General features: G+C 70.2%; 16 protein-coding genes and 1 tRNA gene. 5 read left to right on the top strand and 12 right to left on the bottom strand.

All coding sequences use genetic code 11. From position 1 onward, the window contains the following. Positions 1-138 precede the first annotated feature (138 nt). Positions 139-897 (bottom strand): precorrin-6A synthase (deacetylating), encoded by a 759-nt coding sequence (gene cobF, locus Q1A98_RS16125; RefSeq protein ID WP_299575358.1) that lies wholly within the window; start codon positions 895-897, stop codon positions 139-141. Further along, positions 894-1,727 carry an SDR family oxidoreductase gene (locus Q1A98_RS16120; RefSeq protein WP_299575356.1) on the bottom strand — a complete coding sequence of 278 codons (834 nt, stop codon included), beginning with the start codon at positions 1,725-1,727 and terminating at the stop codon, positions 894-896. The genes cobF and Q1A98_RS16120 overlap by 4 nt, the downstream gene beginning before the upstream one ends. A gap of 179 nt (positions 1,728-1,906) precedes the next feature. Here Q1A98_RS16120 and Q1A98_RS16115 point away from each other — a divergent pair, with 179 nt between their 5' ends. Further along, entirely contained in the window at positions 1,907-2,857 is a 951-nt protein-coding gene (locus Q1A98_RS16115) for a hypothetical protein (protein WP_299575354.1), read from the top strand. 1 nt (position 2,858) lies between these two features. Next, positions 2,859-3,335, top strand: coding sequence for a glutathione peroxidase (locus tag Q1A98_RS16110; RefSeq protein ID WP_299575352.1), 477 nt, complete (start codon positions 2,859-2,861; stop codon positions 3,333-3,335). Between the two features lie 12 nt (positions 3,336-3,347). Here the strand turns inward: Q1A98_RS16110 and Q1A98_RS16105 are convergent, their stop codons facing one another. Continuing rightward, positions 3,348-4,556 (bottom strand): polysaccharide pyruvyl transferase family protein, encoded by a 1,209-nt coding sequence (locus Q1A98_RS16105; RefSeq protein WP_299575351.1) that lies wholly within the window; start codon positions 4,554-4,556, stop codon positions 3,348-3,350. Between the two features lie 174 nt (positions 4,557-4,730). Here Q1A98_RS16105 and Q1A98_RS16100 point away from each other — a divergent pair, with 174 nt between their 5' ends. Continuing rightward, a complete protein-coding gene (locus tag Q1A98_RS16100; RefSeq protein WP_299575349.1) occupies positions 4,731-5,039 on the top strand; it encodes a hypothetical protein in 309 nt (102 codons plus the stop codon). A gap of 9 nt (positions 5,040-5,048) precedes the next feature. On the opposite strand, the gene Q1A98_RS16095 is transcribed toward Q1A98_RS16100, so the two are convergent. The 4 genes from Q1A98_RS16095 to Q1A98_RS16080 all read right to left on the bottom strand — a co-directional run bounded on the left by Q1A98_RS16095 (position 5,049) and on the right by Q1A98_RS16080 (position 8,601). Further along, positions 5,049-6,731, bottom strand: coding sequence for a cellulase family glycosylhydrolase (locus Q1A98_RS16095; RefSeq protein ID WP_299575348.1), 1,683 nt, complete (start codon positions 6,729-6,731; stop codon positions 5,049-5,051). 84 nt (positions 6,732-6,815) lie between these two features. Then, positions 6,816-7,343: a hypothetical protein gene (locus Q1A98_RS16090; RefSeq protein ID WP_299575347.1), complete on the bottom strand. Its 528-nt coding sequence runs from the start codon at positions 7,341-7,343 to the stop codon at positions 6,816-6,818. A 120-nt stretch (positions 7,344-7,463) separates the two neighbouring features. Beyond that, positions 7,464-7,536, bottom strand: a tRNA-Arg gene (locus tag Q1A98_RS16085). Then, a complete protein-coding gene (locus Q1A98_RS16080) occupies positions 7,492-8,601 on the bottom strand; it encodes a YbfB/YjiJ family MFS transporter (protein WP_299575388.1) in 1,110 nt (369 codons plus the stop codon). Before Q1A98_RS16080 ends, Q1A98_RS16085 begins: the two co-directional genes overlap by 45 nt. A gap of 174 nt (positions 8,602-8,775) precedes the next feature. Here Q1A98_RS16080 and Q1A98_RS16075 point away from each other — a divergent pair, with 174 nt between their 5' ends. Both Q1A98_RS16075 and Q1A98_RS16070 read left to right on the top strand, forming a co-directional pair. After that, the gene (locus Q1A98_RS16075; protein WP_299575346.1) at positions 8,776-9,648 is read left to right on the top strand and encodes a LysR family transcriptional regulator; all 873 of its coding nucleotides are present in this window, start codon (positions 8,776-8,778) and stop codon (positions 9,646-9,648) included. A 158-nt stretch (positions 9,649-9,806) separates the two neighbouring features. After that, positions 9,807-11,981 carry a glutamine synthetase III gene (locus Q1A98_RS16070; RefSeq protein WP_299575345.1) on the top strand — a complete coding sequence of 725 codons (2,175 nt, stop codon included), beginning with the start codon at positions 9,807-9,809 and terminating at the stop codon, positions 11,979-11,981. A gap of 49 nt (positions 11,982-12,030) precedes the next feature. On the opposite strand, the gene Q1A98_RS16065 is transcribed toward Q1A98_RS16070, so the two are convergent. From Q1A98_RS16065 to Q1A98_RS16045, 5 genes are all read right to left on the bottom strand, one after another. After that, positions 12,031-13,743, bottom strand: coding sequence for an AMP-binding protein (locus Q1A98_RS16065; RefSeq protein ID WP_299575344.1), 1,713 nt, complete (start codon positions 13,741-13,743; stop codon positions 12,031-12,033). Positions 13,744-14,049: 306 nt separating this feature from the next. After that, positions 14,050-15,696 (bottom strand): substrate-binding and VWA domain-containing protein, encoded by a 1,647-nt coding sequence (locus tag Q1A98_RS16060; RefSeq protein WP_299575343.1) that lies wholly within the window; start codon positions 15,694-15,696, stop codon positions 14,050-14,052. A 65-nt stretch (positions 15,697-15,761) separates the two neighbouring features. Next, positions 15,762-16,202 carry an SRPBCC family protein gene (locus tag Q1A98_RS16055; RefSeq protein WP_299575342.1) on the bottom strand — a complete coding sequence of 147 codons (441 nt, stop codon included), beginning with the start codon at positions 16,200-16,202 and terminating at the stop codon, positions 15,762-15,764. 38 nt (positions 16,203-16,240) lie between these two features. After that, a complete protein-coding gene (locus tag Q1A98_RS16050) occupies positions 16,241-17,494 on the bottom strand; it encodes a lipase family protein (protein WP_299575341.1) in 1,254 nt (417 codons plus the stop codon). After that, positions 17,494-17,658, bottom strand: a complete 165-nt coding sequence (locus tag Q1A98_RS16045; protein WP_299575340.1) for an antitoxin — start codon at positions 17,656-17,658, stop codon at positions 17,494-17,496. Before Q1A98_RS16045 ends, Q1A98_RS16050 begins: the two co-directional genes overlap by 1 nt. Positions 17,659-17,732 lie beyond the last annotated feature (74 nt).

The raw sequence follows: 17,732 nt of genomic DNA, 5'->3' as shown, positions 1-17,732 counted from the left end.
CACCGGGTGGTGTCAGGGCCAAAATGAGCCAGACCGACCCACGAACCAGGCCCCTCGAGTATCACTGGGCCAAAACTCACCGCCGAGCGGGCCGAAACTCTCCGTCGAGTGGGCCGAAACCCGTCGCCGAGCGTGCGGTCAGGGCGTGCGGAGAAGGTAGATGTCCATGATCCAGCCGTGCCGCTCGCGGGCCGCGGTGCGTGTCGACCGGATCGTCTCGCCGATCTCCCCGACGGTCCCCGACAGCACGATCTCGTCGGGGGTGCCGAGGTAGGCACCCCACCAGATCCGGTCGTCGGGATCGGCCGTCCGCAGGAAGGTGCAGTCGGCGTCGAGCATCACGATCTGGTTGGTGTCCGCACCCTCCGGCGTCGACGCGAGCCGCCTTCCGGTGGTGATGTGGATCGGTTCGCCGATGCGGTTGGCCAGGATCCGATGGGCCGCGGTGAGCGCCGACGCGCTGGTCACCCCGGCGACCACCTCGACGTCGAGGGCCACGCGGCCGCGTTCGACGATCGCGTCGGTGATGCGCAGCGTCGAGTCGTACAGGCTCGGGTCACCCCAGACGAGGATCGCGCCGACTCCGGAGTCGGGCAGCTCGGCCAGCAGCGCCTCCTCGATCGCCTCCGATCGCGCGTCGTGCCAGCGACGCACCTCGGCGTCGTAGTCGACGGGGTCCCGATCACGCGGCGGGTCGGCGATCTCGACGAACCGATACCGCCCGGGACCGATGTGCTCGTCGCACATCTGGCGTCGGACGTCGCGCAGCGGCGCCGACGCGGCACCCTTGTCCAGGACGAAGAAGACGTCGACACCCTGCATCGCGTCGACCGCCTCGAGGGTCACCTGCCGGACACCGCCGGGGCCGATCCCGATCACCCGTAGGGTGCGGGTCACGGGCGGACGCGACGCAGACCGTGGAAGCGGGACATCACGTCGAGCATCGCCTGGGTGGGCAGGATCCGCTTCAGCGCGAACACCATCGACGCGTTGTTGCCCAAGGCGTACAGCGGTTTCGGGTTCGACGCGAGCGCGGCCTCGACGATGACCTTCGCCATCGGCTCGACGGCGAGACCCTTGTCCTCGTTGCGGCGGGTGGCCGCGGCGACGGTGTCGTAGTCGGCGCGGTACGCGGAGTCGTCGGCGACGTCGTAGATGCGCCGGTCGCCGATACCCGTCGCGATGGTGCCCGGTTCGACGGTGGTGATCGCGATCCCGAACGGTGCGAGTTCCCGCCGCATCGCGTCGGAGAAGGCCTTGATGGCACTCTTCGTGGCGCCGTACACCGATCGGAACGGCAGCGGGAAGCTGCCCAGCATCGACCCGACCATCACGATCGTCCCCGACCGCCGCGCCCGCATGCCCGGAAGGAACGCCTTCGTCAGGGCGATCGGACCGAACACGTTCGTCGCGAACACGTTCTCCAGCGACTTCATCGGGACGTCCTCGAGCGGTCCCATGTGGCTGACGCCCGCGTTGTTGATCAGGACGTCGATCTCTCCGGCCTCGGCGACGCACGCCGCGATGCTCGCGGGCTCCGTCTGATCGAGGGCGATGTACCGCACGCCGGGGACGCGCACGTCGTCGGCGATCGCGGCCGGACGACGGCTGGTCCCGATCACCTCGTGTCCGCGGGCGACGAGGAGTCGGGCCACCTCGGCCCCGATCCCGCTGGACACACCGGTCACGAGGACACGGCGAACGGCCTTGTCGGTTGCTGCTGCCACGGCGACAACTCTAGGACCCGCGGTCCGCACCCACAGACCGGTGTGGTCATGAGGGAATCTCAGGGATTTCTCAGGCGTTGACCCCGTCCGAGCAGCTCGTCGTGCGCCATCGATGTCGCCGACTGAGCGCCGCCGGATCGTGATCCGACGAGATCGTCGGAGTGAAAGGGGTGGGGTCGGTGCTGGTCGGAATCGTCCTGGCCGTGTTGGCAGCGATCGGCTACGGCCTCTCGTCGGTGATGCAGGCCCTCGGGGCCCGACAGGCGACCGCCGCGTCCGATGGGACCGGCATGACCACCGAGTCAGGGAGCCCCACCCTCCGCTCGACCCTCGCCGCGGCGATGACCGGTGTGTTCGTGCTCGGCGCGATCATGGACGTCCTCGGGTTCGCCGCGGGCGCGGGGGCGGCCCGGATGCTGCCGCTGTTCCTGTCACAGACCATCGTCGCCGGGAACCTCATCATCACCGCGGTCCTCGGCGCGACATTCCTCGGCATCCGCCTGCACCCCCGCGACTGGGCCGCCATGGTCACCGTCCTGGTGGCGCTGTGCATGCTCGGCACCGCGTCGCACGCGCACGGGGCGACCCACGCCGACCTGCCGTTCAAGCTCGGACTCCTCGTCGCCACCATCGCGATCATCACCATCTCGCTGCTCGTGGTGCGCCGTCTCGGCCACACGGGATCGGTGGTGGCCGGCATGTCCGCCGGCCTGCTGTTCGGGGCGATCGCCATCGCGGTGCGGGTGCTGGACGGCGTTGCGCCGTTCTCGATCACCGCCCTCCTCTCCGACCCCGCCGCGTGGACCATCGCGGTGGCCGGGGCGTTCGGGTTCTATCTCCACACCGTCGCGCTGCAGCTCGGGGCGGTGAACGGGTCGACGGCCGCGATGGTGGTCGGCGAGACCGCAGTACCCGGCATCGTGGGTGTCTGGCTGCTCGGCGACTCCACCGTCCCCGGTCTGGGGTGGCTCGGGGCACTCGGCTTCCTGCTCGCCGTGATCGGCGCCGTCCTCGTCGCCCTGTTCGGGTCGTCGGAGGCCGAGCGGTCGACCACGGAGAACGAGATCCACCTGCCCGTCCTTGCCGCGGACGGTTCGCCATCCACCTGCTCACCTGCTACGAACGGATGACATGAGCACCGCCTACGACTTCTCGGCCACCACCATCGACGGCGAGGAGGTCAGCCTCGAGCAGTACCGGGGCAAGCCTCTTCTCATCGTCAACACCGCCTCACAGTGCGGATTCACCCCGCAGTACGAGGGCCTGGAGAAGCTGAACCGTGAGTACGGCGACCGCGGACTGGTGGTGCTGGGCTTCCCGTGCAACCAGTTCGGCCACCAGGAGCCGGGCGACGCCGACGAGATCAAGAACTTCTGCAACCTCCGCTACGACGTCACCTTCCCGATGTTCGAGAAGATCGACGTCAACGGCAAGGGCGCACACCCCCTCTACGACTGGCTGAAGTCGGAGAAGGGTTCTCTGCTCGGCAGCCGGATCAAATGGAACTTCACCAAGTTCCTCGTCGGCAAGGACGGCCAGGTGGTCGATCGCTTCTCCCCCATCACCAAGCCGGAGAACATGCGCGACGCGATCGAGAAGGTGCTCTGACCCGCTCGCGGCTCATGTGGGGACGATGTCCTCGTAGATCGCGTCGGCGACCGCTCGCTTGGCGGCGTGGAGTCGGTTGACGGTCGTGGGATCGAACCCCGGCGTCGACGGAGGTTCGGAACCGGTCTCGTCGAGGCCGATCCACCGCGATCCGGCGTCGACGAGAGACGTGTGTTTGATCGGGTAGTAGTCGGTCCGGCCGGGTAGGTGGACGCCTGCTGCGCCGGCGGCCGCGGCCAGCAGGTGGAAGTGGAACCTGGAGGAGACCCACACCTGACCAGGGCGTGCCGGTAGGCCTGTGTTCCACAGCTCCTCGAACGAGATGAACTGTGCTCCCGGGAGAAGCGGGGCGAGACGGTCGAAGGTGTGGCGATCGGTTCGCGGGATCCCCTCCACGAAGGCGCAGTCGTCACCTCGGATCCCCCAGCGGGTGATCAGTTCTCGGAGTTCGCTCTCGATGTGCGCAGACGCGGTGTCCGACGACGTGGCGTCGTCGCCGACCAGGTCGGACTGGACGACGAACATCCATCGGCGGGCGGCTGTGTGGGGCGCGGCGTAGACGGACGTCGGCTGCTCGCGGACCAGCCACGCATCGTCACCGCTGTGAGACACGGGCAGCGGCAACCCGTCCAGCAGCTGCGCGGACGCGGCGTCGCGCACGTCGACGAGGTCGAAGTCGCCGACGATGTCGGTCAGAGCGGCCACCCACGACGACGTCGACTCCGGGAGCAGTCCCTGGCCGGTGGCAGCTGTTCGTGCCCCGCCGACGACCGCCGCCGCCCGAGCGGCTTCCAGGAGCTGCAGGTGGTGCGGCCAGATCGCGTTGATGTAGCCACCACCCACCACATGCACGACGCTGGCCTGCTGGAGCAGGCGGAGTCCGCTCGCGAGATGGGGCTCCACCCCGGGGTCGATGACCGCGTCACGCATGTGACGGATCGCGTCGGTCAACGACGAGTGCGGGTGGCTGTTCGCGATTCGCCACACCGTGTCCACGACGAGCAGGCGGGGGTGTTCGTCGCGGAGCAGGACCGCGGCGGTGCCCGGGGTGTGGCAGTCCAGGACGACACGGGCTCCGGGGTGACGTCGTGCGAGGTGCCGGATCCAACTGCGGGCGATGAGTTCGTCCCCGAAATTCGGGATGCCGGCAGGCGCGATCAGATACAGCAGGGGCGCAGAGCCGGTGTCGCCTTGTCTGCGACGGGACCGAAACGGGCTCACAGAGTTGTCACAGCCGGCTGCCGCGGTTCGCGCCCTGTCGTCTGCGAGTCGCCGACGCTCGGTCGCAAAACGGTCATACCGTCCACTGTTCCAGACAACAGGGGTGGACGCCGCCTGCTGCGCGGACCGAGCCGCCACCCGACGCTGTCGCACCGGCGTCCTAGCCTGGGCGCCATGCCGGATCGCTTCCCCGACGACTGCCCGACCATCACCCGCGACGGCCAGACCATCGGGTTCAGCCCGTCCCCGGACGGGATGCGGCTGTTCGCGTGGTGGCGCGACACCACCGACGCCCACACCGACAGCGAGATCTTCGGTGCCTTCGGCAGCTACCGCGACGCCGTCGAGGCGTCGCTGCGTGCGTTCGCCGCGTCGGACATCGAGACAGCCGGCCTCGACCCCGATCCCGACGAGATCGCTGTCGAGGCGGCCGATCTCGAGCGCCGCTTCATCGCGACCGACTGGATGGGTCTGGGTTTCTGACCCCCGTCGTCACTCGACCGCGCTGGTCGTCTCGGTCGAGCGCTCTGCGGTCGAGGACGTCGCCGACGACGTCGTGCCGGTGGTGGTCGTCGGGACCACCTCCGTCGTCGTCTGGGTCGTCGACTCCGACTGCGGTGCGGCCCGTTCCGATGTCGAGGTCTGCCCCGACTGCGACGTGGACGTCGTGGTCGCGACCGTCGTCGACGGCGTCGTCGCGGTCGTCGCGGGTGCGCTTGACGGCTCTGTCGTCGACGGATCAGCCGCAGACCGCCCGGCGGTCGACGTGGCCGTCGACGTCCCGGCCGCCGAGGACGGGACAGACGCGGCCTCCTGGACAGCGGTCTCTGCCGTGCTCGACGGCGCGGCGAGGGACCGTGCCGCCACCGTCATCGGCGCGGACACCTTCGGTACGAAGACCGCGCTGATGGCGTCGACGATCGCGCGAATCGTGTTCTGGACGACCGCGGTGATGCTCGCCGCGATCTGCGAGAAGAACCGCTGCACCGCCTGCGTCACGACGGCCAGCAGGTTCGGACCGGGTGCGTACTGCGGGTGCGCGGCGATGAAGTCGGCGATCACCTGCGCGGCGGGCTTCGGGGTGCCGTCGGCGCGGTAGAGGCCGAACGAGTCCTCCAGCGATCCGGTGTACTGCGGCTTGTCCTGCATCGTGTAGATGAACATCGGGCCGGCGAACGACTGCGCGCTCCACGCGGCGACGAAGTCCTTGATGTAGGCCGCCTGGTGTTCCTCGGTGACCGCCTGGTCGGCGGGCTTGATCGGTGCGATGGTCGCCAGGCCGTATTCGGTCGCCCAGATCAGCTTGCCGCCATCACCTTTCGCCACCATGAGCGCACGCATCGCGGTGACCTCGTTGAGCGGCGACCCGGTGAGGTCCAGACCCTGCGAGTAGGGCGTCGTGAACTGGTACGGGTGGAACGCGATCGCGTCGAAGTACCCGTGCGCGCCGGCGTCGTACATCTGCTGGAGGAACGTCGGCGAGTCGATCGACTCGCCGGGGCGGGTCGGCACCGCGCCGAGGATCCCGCCGATGACGGTCACCGACGGGTCGGCTGCCTTGATCTTGGCGTAGGCGTCCTTCAGCAGCTCCGTGTAGCGGGCTGCGTCGGGCGTGGGCGTGAACGCGATGGCCCCGTTGGGCTCGTTCCACACCTCGTAGGCGGCGATCTTCCCGGCGAACCGCTGCGCGACGAGGCCGGTGAAGTCACCGAAGACCGTCGCGTCGGCGGGAGGGCTGGTGACCGGGGTGTCGCCGGGACGCACGGCCCAGTACGGCGAGTGGGTGATGGTGGCCAGTACGCCGATCCCCCGCTTGTCGGCCGCAGCCACGACGCGATCGATGTTGTCCCACTTGTAGACACCCTCGTCGGGCTCGACGTCGTACCAGGGGATCAGCACGCGGACGTTGCGGACGCCGAGGGCCTGCATCCGGTCGAGCGAGGCGTCGATCTCGGCCTGGGTCTTGAAGTAGAGGTCGCTGTCGGCGATGCCGAGGGTGTCGGCCTTCTCGATGATGTCGGCGACGGGCATCACCGCCGCGGTGACGGCCGGGCGCTGCGGGGCGGCACCTCCCGGCATCAACGCCTGGCCGGCGGCGGCACCGAGCAGGACGAGCGCCGTCGCGGCGACCACCGTGCGGGCGAGGGGACGAGATACCCGGGCGGGGCGCGTCATTCGATCTCCGTGCGTCTGTCGCGGATGCGTTCCCGCGAATCAGACAATCAGTACACCATCGACCAGACAGTCCGCTCGGCGAGCTCAGCGGTCGCGGAGGATGCGCAGCCAGAAGGGGACAAAGCGCGTCGACATGTAGGCCAATGGGACGACGGCCAGGGTCCATTTCGTGACGGCCAGAGCGCTGGCGGTCCGCACCGACAGGTCGGTCACCGCGTCGTCGTCGGCGAGAAGCCGCAGCCGGACGACGTTCTCGGTGATGTCGGCGGCCGCGCCGACGCACGGGCCGACGGTGAGGAACGTCTGCACCGCCGGCGCCAGCGGGACGAGCTGCGCCAGGCGCTGCCCACCGGTGCGCAGCGCGATCGCGTACAGCAGCGGGTGACCGAAGTTGGGGAAGTAGTGACTGCGCAGACGCTTTCGCATCGTCGGGGTGAGTCGGGCGACGGACTTCCGGTAGGCGGCCGCCGACGGCGACGTCTGGATCTCCCGGTAGACGCCGCCCGCCGCCGGGCCGACCATGCGCATCAGGTTCAGCTCCGACAGCGCGTAGGCGGTGCCGAACCCGATGAGCGTGACGTCGAGGGGTGTGAGGCGCGAGGTCGGTGACATGCGCGGCACCGTAACGACACGCGTGCGGCGACGGCGACGGTCTGCCCCCGACGTCGTGGACTCTCACAGCGGGGGGTGCGTGAGCGTGACCGTCGGTCACGCAGCGACCGACCGTGTGTGTGCCCTCGGCAGGATTCGAACCTGCGACCTACCCTTTAGGAGAGGGTTGCTCTATCCCCTGAGCTACGAAGGCTGGCGTCGGGGAGTCTACGGCAGGCGAGGTCGCCGACCGGCCCGACGGCATCGTCCGGGCGACGCCGACCGCCGCTGCCGCGGCGGCGACGAGGACTCCCGCCGCGAGCGCGAAGGCGATCGCGTACGACGATCCGATGACCGGCGCCACGACGAGCGGTCCCAGCATCTGCCCCACCCCGTAGACGGCGGTGAGGATCGCCGCCGTCCGGGCGACGGGCAGCGCCGACCCGACGGCCATGGTCACCGCCACCACCCCCAGGAAGGTCGAACCGAACATCGCGGCGGCGATCACCGCGACCACCGGACTCGACGACACCGCGGGCAGGGCGGCACCCACGGCCTGCACCACCAGCGCCATCACCAGCACGCGGTGCGCGCCCAGTCGTCGAGCGCATCGGGTCCACAGGGCCACCGACGGCGCGGCGGCCACTCCCACCACCACCCAGACGAGTGGACCGACCTCGCCCGCCGACGATCCCGCGCTCACCGCGGCGACGAGGAACGTGCCGATCACGATGTAGCCCACGCCCTCGAGGAAGTAGGACACCAGCAGGAACCGCCAGGTGAGGTGGTGCGCGGTCGACCGATCACGATGCGCTGCCACCGCGGAGGCCTCGGGCTCGACGGCTGTCAGCAGCATCGGCAGGAGGAACACCGCCGTCAGTGCGGCGGACACCAGCCAGAGGTCCTGCCAGCCGAGTCGACCACCGACCGCGGCGACGACGGCCCCGCTCAGCGCGATCCCGATTCCCACGCCGGAGAAGGTCACGGCCGTCGACGCACCGTGGCGTCGCGCCGCCGTGACGGTGCTGATGCATCCGACGAAGACGACCGCGCTGGCCACCCCGGCCACGAAGCGCAGCGCGGAGAACGCGCCCACCCCGGACACCACGGCCATCAACGCCTCGGAGGCGATGAGCAGCGCAGCCCAGGCGCGCAGGTGCAGCGACGTGTTGACCCCCGGCCGCACCGCGAGCGCGGCCGCGCCGACGAGGTAACCGGCGTAGTTGGCGGTGGCGACCAGAGCGCCTCCCGACGAGGTGAGCGCGTGGTCGGACTCCATCACCGGCAGCAGCGGGGTGAAGGCGAACCGCCCCACCCCCATCGCGGCGACCAGTCCCCCGGCACCGGCCCACGCGACCCGTTGATGCGCACCCACGATGTTCACGACCGCCACGCTAGGTATCCGGTCCCGCGCGCGGAAATGCCTTCTGAGCATCAGGTATAACGTGGACGCATGGATCCCGACGTGCGGCACCTGCGCGCGCTCGTGGCGCTGGCGGACGAGGGGACCTTCACCGCGGCAGCGTCGTCGCTCGCTGTCAGTCAACCCGCCTTGACGCGCACGATCCAGCACCTCGAGAGGATGGTGGGCCGCGACCTCGTCGTCCGGACGTCGCGGTCGTCGGGGCTGTCCGACGCCGGTGTCGAGTTCGTGGAGCACGCCCGGCGGATCCTGACCGACCTCGACGCCCTCGTCGCACGAATGCGGGCCGGCTCGGACATCACCGTCGGGTTCGCATGGCTGCTGCCGCACTGGTTCGCCGGCGCGGTGCGGGATGCGGAGTCCGACGGCGGCGGCGTCACCGTGCGTCGCCTCGACGATCCCGTCGCGGCGGTGGCGGCCGGGACCGTCGACGTGGCGATCAGCCGCGTCGAGCCCGACCCGGGCGCCGGCCTGGCCACGCGCGTGCTCGCGACCGAGCAGCGCGTCGTCGCCCTCTGCGCGTCCTCGGACCTCGTGACTCGTGCCGACCTCACCTGGGACGACCTCGCCGCCGAGCCGGTCATCGTCAACACCGCGTCGGGCACCACCCGCCCGGACTCCTGGGCGCATCCCGATCCGGGCCGGGTCGTGGTGCGCTGCAGCAACTTCGACGAGTGGATCGAGCTGACGGCAGCGGGTCGTGGGATCAGCGCTGTGCCCGAGCTCATCTGGTCGCGTGTCGCGCACCCCGGCGTGGTGTTCCGCCGGATCCCCGGTGTGCCACCGTCGACGATCCTCGCCGCCTGGCGACCGGCCGGCGGTACTCGCCGCGCCGTCGAGGACTTCGTCGCCGCGCTCGCCGCTGCGGCAGCTGCGCAAGACACAGCCGGCGACCTGCCGTAGGCTCCGTAGCACTCCTAACGGGTCGGGTCTGTCACCGGCCGTGTTTCCTGGGCGTCACACGGTGGAAACGCCGCGGCGATGTGTCAGCCCTACCGTCGCCTGAGGTTTCGACACCAGCATTCGGCCCATCGGGGCGGATCGGACACAGGGGTGAACAGATGAGTGGCAGCATTTCCCGCCGTGAGGCGATCAAGGCGGTAACCGCCCACAGCACGCCGGAGTGTGCCACGGCGGAGGCTCCACTCGCCGAGCTCTTCGGCGTCAACGTCTTCGACAAGGCGGCCATGAAGGACCGTCTCCCGAAGAGCGTCTTCAAGAAGGTCTCCGCCACCATCGACGAGGGCGTCGCGCTCGACCCGACGATCGCCGATGTCGTCGCCAACGCGATGAAGGACTGGGCGATCGAGAAGGGTGCGTCGCACTACGCGCACGTCTTCTATCCGCTCACCGGTTTCACCGCCGAGAAGCACGACTCGTTCCTCGAGCCCGACTCCTCCGGCGCATCCCTCGCCGAGTTCCAGGGCAAGACCCTGCTGCAGGGCGAGCCCGACGCGTCGAGCTTCCCCAACGGTGGCCTGCGCGGCACGTTCGAGGCCCGCGGCTACACCGGGTGGGACGTCACCAGCCCGGCCTACATCCTGGAGAACCCGGCCGGGAACACGCTGTGCATCCCGACCGTGTTCATCTCGTGGACCGGTGAGGCGCTGGACAAGAAGACCCCGCTGCTGCGCAGCCAGCAGGCGATGAGCAAGCAGGCCATGCGTCTGCTGAAGCTGTTCGGCCACAACGACGTCGACACGGTCGTGTCGTACGCGGGCGCCGAGCAGGAGTACTTCCTCATCGACGAGCACTTCTACTACGCGCGTCCCGACATCATGACCACGTCGCGGACCCTGTTCGGCGCCAAGCCGTCCAAGGGTCAGGAGTTCGACGACCACTACTTCGGTGCCATCCCGGACCGGGTGCTGGGCTACATGATCGATCTCGACCGCGAGCTGTTCAAGCACGGCATCCCGTCGAAGACCCGCCACAACGAGGTCGCCCCCGGCCAGTTCGAGCTGGCACCGGTCTTCGAGCGCTCGGTGCTCGCACACGATCACCAGCAGCTGATGATGACGATCATGAAGAAGGTCGCCGAGAACCACGGCATGACCTGCCTGCTGCACGAGAAGCCGTTCGCCGGCGTCAACGGCTCGGGCAAGCACGTCAACTTCTCGCTCGGCAACAGCAACCAGGGCAACCTCCTCAACCCCGGTGACACCCCGCACGAGAACGTGCAGTTCCTGGTGTTCTGCGCGGCCATCATCCGCGGCGTCCACAAGTACGGCGGGCTGCTGCGCGCGTCGGTCGCGTCGGCCAGCAACGACCACCGTCTCGGCGCGAACGAGGCTCCGCCGGCGATCATCTCGATCTTCCTCGGCGACCAGCTGATGGACGTGTTCGACCAGATCGCCAAGGGCGGCGCGACGCAGTCCAAGGAGTCCGGTGTGCTCGAGCTCGGCGTCGACAGCCTGCCGCCGCTCAAGGCCGACCCGGGCGACCGCAACCGCACCAGCCCGTTCGCGTTCACCGGCAACAGGTTCGAGTTCCGTGCGCCGGGGTCGAACCAGTCCATCTCGGACCCGATGGTCGCGATCAACACGATCCTGGCGGACTCGATCGACTACCTGGCCACCGAGATCGAGAAGCTGACCACCGACGGAACCGAGTTCAACTCTGCGGTGCAGACCGTCCTCCAGCAGATCGTCATCGACCACGGGGCCGTGATCTTCAACGGCGACGGGTACGCCGACGCGTGGCAGGAGGAGGCCGCCTCCCGCGGACTGAAGAACCTGCGCACGACCGTCGACGCCATCCCGTTCATGGCGGAGAAGGAGAACGAGGAACTCTTCGAGCGCTACGGAGTCCTGTCCGCGCGCGAGCTCGAGGCCCGCAAGGACGTCATCCTCGAGCAGTACGCACTCACGATCCTCGTGGAGGCCAAGGAGACCGCCGAGATCGCCAAGACGATGATCCTGCCGACCGCGCTGCGGTACCAGGGCGAGTTGGCCGGCATCGCGGTGAACGTGAAGGCGGCCGGACTCGACGCCACCAACCCGCTGTTGTCCGACATCACCACGGCCATCGGCGCGTTGAGCACGGCACTGGCCACGCTCGAGAAGGGCATCGACTCGTTCCACGGTGAGTCCGAACTCGAGGAGTCGACGTACGCGCTGGAGACGTTGATCCCCGCGATGGCCGCGGTGCGCGATGCCGCGGACACCCTGGAGACCCTGGTGGCCGACGACCTGTGGCCGCTGCCGACCTACAACGAGATGCTGACCATCCTGTAGTCGCCCCGCCGATCGATCGACTCGCCGCCCGGTTCGCCGGCGGTCCCCGCTAGAGCGTGGGCCCGCTGCGGGCCGGGCGGATCTCGTCGGGGAGCGCGGCGTCCGCGTGGGATGCTGCGGTCCCGGTGTGGTCGGTCACGCCGACGGCCGCGACGACACGACGCAGCACGTCCACGTCGTCGGCCGCGGACTTCCCGCGGGCGGCGACCATCCCGACACGCACCATGCGCTCGCCGGGCCGGAACGGGTTGGCCACGAAGTGATCTGCGGTGGCACCGGTGTCGCGCGGCCACCCGAGCGCGACCTGGGCGCCGCCGACGTAGAGGTCCCCGGACGCTCCCGGCGGCACCAGCCGCAGGTGCTCGTCGAGGACGTAGGCCTCGACGTTCCATCCGGGCCGCTCGTCGTCGGACACACGGAACGCGGCGCCGGCGGCCTCGATGACGCTGCCGGTTCCGGCGGTGACGCGGTCGACGCCGGTACCCACCGTGGTGTGCGCGGTCGCACCGATCACCAACGGCCAGAGCACATCGCACAGGTCACGGAGGCGATGCGCGTCGGCGGGTATCAGCACCTGCTGCACGCCCGGGGCCCGCGCTGCCTCCCAGTCGCTGATCGTCCACTGCAGACGGTTGGCGAGCGCGGCGTGGGTGTGGGCGAGTGCGGCGAGGTCGTCACCGGTGCTGCTGACCGTCACCTCTGCGGTCGCGAGCAGGTGGCCCAGCCCCGCGCCGTCATCGGCGGTGACGGGCTCGTCGGGATGGTGGTCGAGTTCCTCGTCGTCCATGGCGACGACCTCCACCCACGGCGGGACGATCGCGGCGGCGGGGCTGTCCGTGACGACGCGGGTGGCGCGGGCTTCGGCGATCCGCACGATCGTCTCCGGGGCGCCGACGCGCGTCGACAACATCAGAACCGCACCGCCGGCGCGCAGGACGGCCAGGGACGCGATCATCGCCGCGGGTGCCGATTCGCACAGCACGCCGACCACCGACCCGGGCCCGACGCCGGAGGCGAGCAGCGCGCGGGCGATGCGGTTGGCGAAGCGGTCGATGTCGCCGTGGGTCACGACGCCGTCGCGGGTGACGACCGCCGCGCGGTCGGGGTCGCGGGCGATCCCCATGTCGACGAGGTCGACCAGCGTGCTGGGGGCGAGGAGTTCGGCGCTGTCGTTCCAGTCGTCGAGGAGCACGTGTTCGGCCTCGGACACGATCTGCAGGCTGCCGACGGGGGCGCGGCCCGCGCGGGTGAAGCGTTCGAGGAACTCGACGAAGCGCCGCAGGTGCAGATCCAGCGAGGACGATCCGGCCGTGGCGGCGATCTCGAGGGTCAGCAGCCCGCCCTCGGTGGCGCGGCACCAGACGACGACGGGGACACCGGCGAGCGCGGCCGTGGTGTCGGCGGGGCCGCCCTCGGCGACGACGACGTCGCGGGGGGCGACCGCGGGATCGGGGTCGACGGGACTGTCGACACAGGCGCCGACACGCACGACGAGGCCCGACGCGCTGTGCCGCGCGCCCACCGGCAGGTCGACCGGGGCGATCCGGGAACCGTCCGAGACGGCGACGCCGACACGCGGCGTGGCGGTCTCGGGACCGGGCCCGCGGTAGGCGACGAGTGCGGCCGCGACGACGGTCTCCGTGCTGATGCGGTGGTCGGCGGCGAGCGCCCGGACGCCGGCGGAGCCGGCGACGGACAGGGTGGTCACCGAGGGAACCGCGGCGCGGACGCCGCGGGGCGTGAGGTCGTCGGGGATCGGCACGCTGTGTCTCCTCCGGCTCGGCGAGTTGTCTCGTCAGTCGCGCGACGACCCCTCCCCGTTACATGCAACGGGCGCCGCACACTGTGTTCGCTACCAATACACAGCCGGATGGGTGAGACGAGCGCGGATTGCTCACCTCGCACCGGAGTGGCAGCAGGCGACCTGTTCGCCACCAACACACAGCCGGATGGGTGGGACGAGCGCGGATTGCTCACCTCGCACCGGAGTGGCAGCAGGCGACCTGTTCGCTACCAATACAGACCCGGATGGGTGGGACGAGCGCGAATTCCGGGCTCGCACCAATGGTCAGCGACCAGCGGCCGTGACTCGAGCTGCGACCGCGTTGACCAGCACGTTCCCGATGTCCCCGGGGTCGCGGGCGACGTAGCTGGTCCCGCCGGGAGACAGCGCGGAGATCGTCCTCAGGGCGTCGGTGTCGACGTCGTCGGAGATGCCGATGGTGACGATCTCGACCGGACGGGCCGGGTCTGCCAGGGCTCGGATGCGCCGGCTCAACTCGTCCAGGGAGATGGACTCGGGATCGTCGTTGCGACCGTCGGTCAGCACGATGATGCTGTTCGAGTAGTTCGGGTCGTAGGAGTCGAGCACCTTCCGGTACGCGGCCAACGTCGTGTCGTAGAGGCCGGTCCCGCCGCCGATGTACCGCGTGAAGTTCTCCGCGCGGGAGTTCAGGTAGTCCCGCTGCGTGGTCCCGTCCGGACGCACGGAGTCCTCCCGCGCGATCGGGGCGATCTCGGTCCAGTCCTGCCCGGGGCCACCCTTGTCGGTGGAGAAGAACCACAGACCGATCTCGGTGTTGTTGGGGAACAGCTTGTTCCCCGCGAGCGCGGCCTGCACCAGCAGCTGTGCCCGGGTGGTGGACCCCACCTCCTCGGTCATCGACCCCGACACGTCCATCGCGACCAGGGTGCGGATCGGTTCGGCGACCACCGCCCACTGCCGCAGCGTCTTCTCCTGCGCGGCGGTGTCCCGGACGGTGACCTCCGGAACCCGTCCGACACCCACTCCCGGCAGCGGCTCCTTCGACGCGGGCCGGTACCCGGCGTCGCGCAGGGCGGCGACACCCTCCGGGCTCGCCATGGCGTCGGCGAAGCGTCGTCCCGCATCGCGGGCAGCGTCGCGCTCGCCGGCACCGGCGGTCACGACCAGCGGGAAGTCGAGGAACGTGGTGCCGTCCCTCGGGACGGTCGCGGTCAGTGTCGAGGTCGCGGTGGCGCGCTTGTGCGCGACGAACTGCTGTTCGCTGGTGACCGTGGGCGACCCCTGGCCGTCGGCGAGGTCGAGGCGGTTCTCCTCGCTGTCGTCGTCGGCGCGGATGTTGCCCTGCTGGATCGCCAGGACGGTCATCGCGTCGGTGAGCTGCTTGCTCGTCAGCGTCCCCTTCTCCACCGCCGCGACCGCACCGGCGATGGGGGCGTTGCCGGTGCTGGTGGTGATGGGACTGCCGATGCGCAGTCCGGGCAGCCGCATCACGTCGACCCACGTCGCGAGTGCGGGCAGCTGCTTGCCGACGACGACGGCCGGTGACGAGGCCAACGACCCGACGGTGTCGAGCGGGATGCGTACCTGTCCCGTGACGTCGGCGGCACGCCGCGACGAATCGGCCACCCACAGGTCGGGGGCGGTACCGGTGCTGAGCTCACCCGCGATGCCCGCGCCGGAGACGGCCGCGACGGTGTAATCGACACACGAGTCAGCCGAGACGGTGGGCGCGACCGCCTTGAGGGCGGTCGTCATCGCGGGGTCGGCGGCGATGGTGATGGGTGTCCGTGTCGCACAGTCGGGGCCGCTGTCGCGCGTCACCGCCCAGGCGACGCCACCGGCGACGGCCAGCGCGACGACGACACCGAGGACCAGCCATCTGCCGTGACGGCGTGGACGACCGGCACGACCCCTGTCCTGCGGTGTCGCGCCCACAGCGTGGCGACCCATTCCTCCCCCGTCCCCGGACGAACCCGTCGAATCGGACGGATGCTATCGGACGGGACGGAGGCCCACTAGTCGGCGAAGGTGGCCGTGAACTTCTGCAACGACTCGCGCAGATCGGACGAGACGAGCTTGGCCGCGGCCTTGCCCGCGGGACCCATCATCGGCAGACCGCCCAGGTCGAGATCGATGGCGACGGTGGAGCCGTCCCCCGAGGGCGCGACCGACAGCGCGAGCTTCACCTTCACCCCGCCCTTGCCGCTGCCCTTCAGCCCGACCTTCGTCGGCGGGTCGTAGGAATCGACGGTCCAGTCGAAGCGCACGCGGGTGCCCTTCACGGCGACGACGCTGGCCACCTTGGTGCCCTTGCTCATCTGGTCGGGAGACGGGAGGTCGCTGCGCCAGCCGTCGTGGATGGTGAGCCACTCGTCGAAGCGGGACAGGTCCTGCACGTGACCCCAGGCGACGTCGGGACTCAGTGGGACGGTGACGGTTTCCTTCACGGATGCCATGGCGATCAGGATAGGGGTCGACGCACGGGCGACGGGCGTCAACAGGAGGACGGGGCCGCCTGGCCCGCGAACCGGTCGCCGATCCATGTGACCGCGTCCGGTCCCGACTGCAGGTCGGTGTGACCGCGTCCCGCCTCGACGGTCACCGCGACGGTGTCTCCTGTCGCGCAGGCCCGACGGACCGCGCCGGCCGTCCACGCCGGGGTGACGAGCTGGTCGCGATCGCCGTACGCGACGAACAGCGGACCGGCCGCGCGCCGCTGCGGCAGCGACGACCGGGCCAGCATGTCGTGCAGCGACCGCAACGCCGCCGGGGACGTGACCGTCGCGTCGCCCGGGCGGATCTGTGTGAGGGCCGAGTACTTCCGGAACTCACTGCTCTCCCCGCACGACGCCAGCGCCGCGGCGCCGGCTGCCAGACCGCCCCGGATGTACTGCGACTCGTCGAGCCCGGGGTCGACGGTGCGCAGCCCGTCGAGCACGAGGGGGATCAACCCGAGTTGCAGGGTGGTGAACGTCGGCGCGCGGAAGGGTGTCGCGTCATAGCCGTCGGCGATCGGCGCGACGTCGGCGGCGGGCGCGAGTGCAGCCGCACCGACGAACCGCAGCCCGGCACCGTAGTCGGTGCCCGCCCACTCGGCGGCGGCCCAGGCCGCCTGTCCCCCTTGCGAACTGCCGAGCGCCGCCCACCGGTCGGAGGTGCCGGGGACGACCTGCCGCGCGGCGCGGACCGCGTCGATCATCGAGTACGCGGCGCTGCGCGCGATCAGGTACGGGTGCGGGGTACCGGGTTCCCCGAGACCGACGTAGTCCGTGGCGGTCACGACGTTGCCCGCGCGGACGAGCCGGGCGATCTGCGACGCCTGCCCGAGCAGGTCGGGGTGCAGGGACGGTCCGCACTGTTCGTCGGTGCCGGTGGTGCCGTGGCCGAAGGCGACCACCGGCCACCCGCCGGCGGGCGGGGACCCCTGGGGTGCCACGACCACACCGGAGACGCGGACGCCGAAGTCGCCGTCGGGATCGCCCGGGGCGTACCCCGAGTTCGACCGATACACGACGCGGGTGACGTCGAAGGACGCCAGCGGTCCGTCCGCGTCGACCGCCATCGGTGACTGCGAGAGGACACTGCCCCGGTCGGACGCGGCCACGGGCGCCGGCAACGACGCCGACGCCGTCGCGGGGTTCGACGACGATCGCGCGCCGTCGGGTGGGGCATCCGGAGAACACGCGGCCGCGACCACCACCAGGGTGATCGCGGCCGTCGTGACGCGGGCGACCCGCGAGGGGTGCACTAGCGCTGCTGGCCGAACTTCTTCGCGGCGTCGCGGCCCTTGTCGACCTGGCTGGCGTACTTGCCCTTGGTCGCCTTGTTCACCGCGTCGGCGCCCTTGTCGATGTATTGCGGGTTCTTCTGCACGACGGCCTTGGCCTTGTCGGCGAGCTGCTTGAAGTTCATGTCTTCCACCTCGTCGGATAGTGCGGGTTGTCGAAGGGGGAACGCCCCAGACGCCTGCCGAGTTCCCGAAACGG

Source organism: uncultured Williamsia sp., assembly GCF_947494875.1.
Taxonomy (GTDB): Bacteria; Actinomycetota; Actinomycetes; order Mycobacteriales; family Mycobacteriaceae; genus Williamsia_A.
Note: the sequence above shows the minus strand (reverse complement) of the source record. Positions and strands in the feature narration are given on the sequence as shown.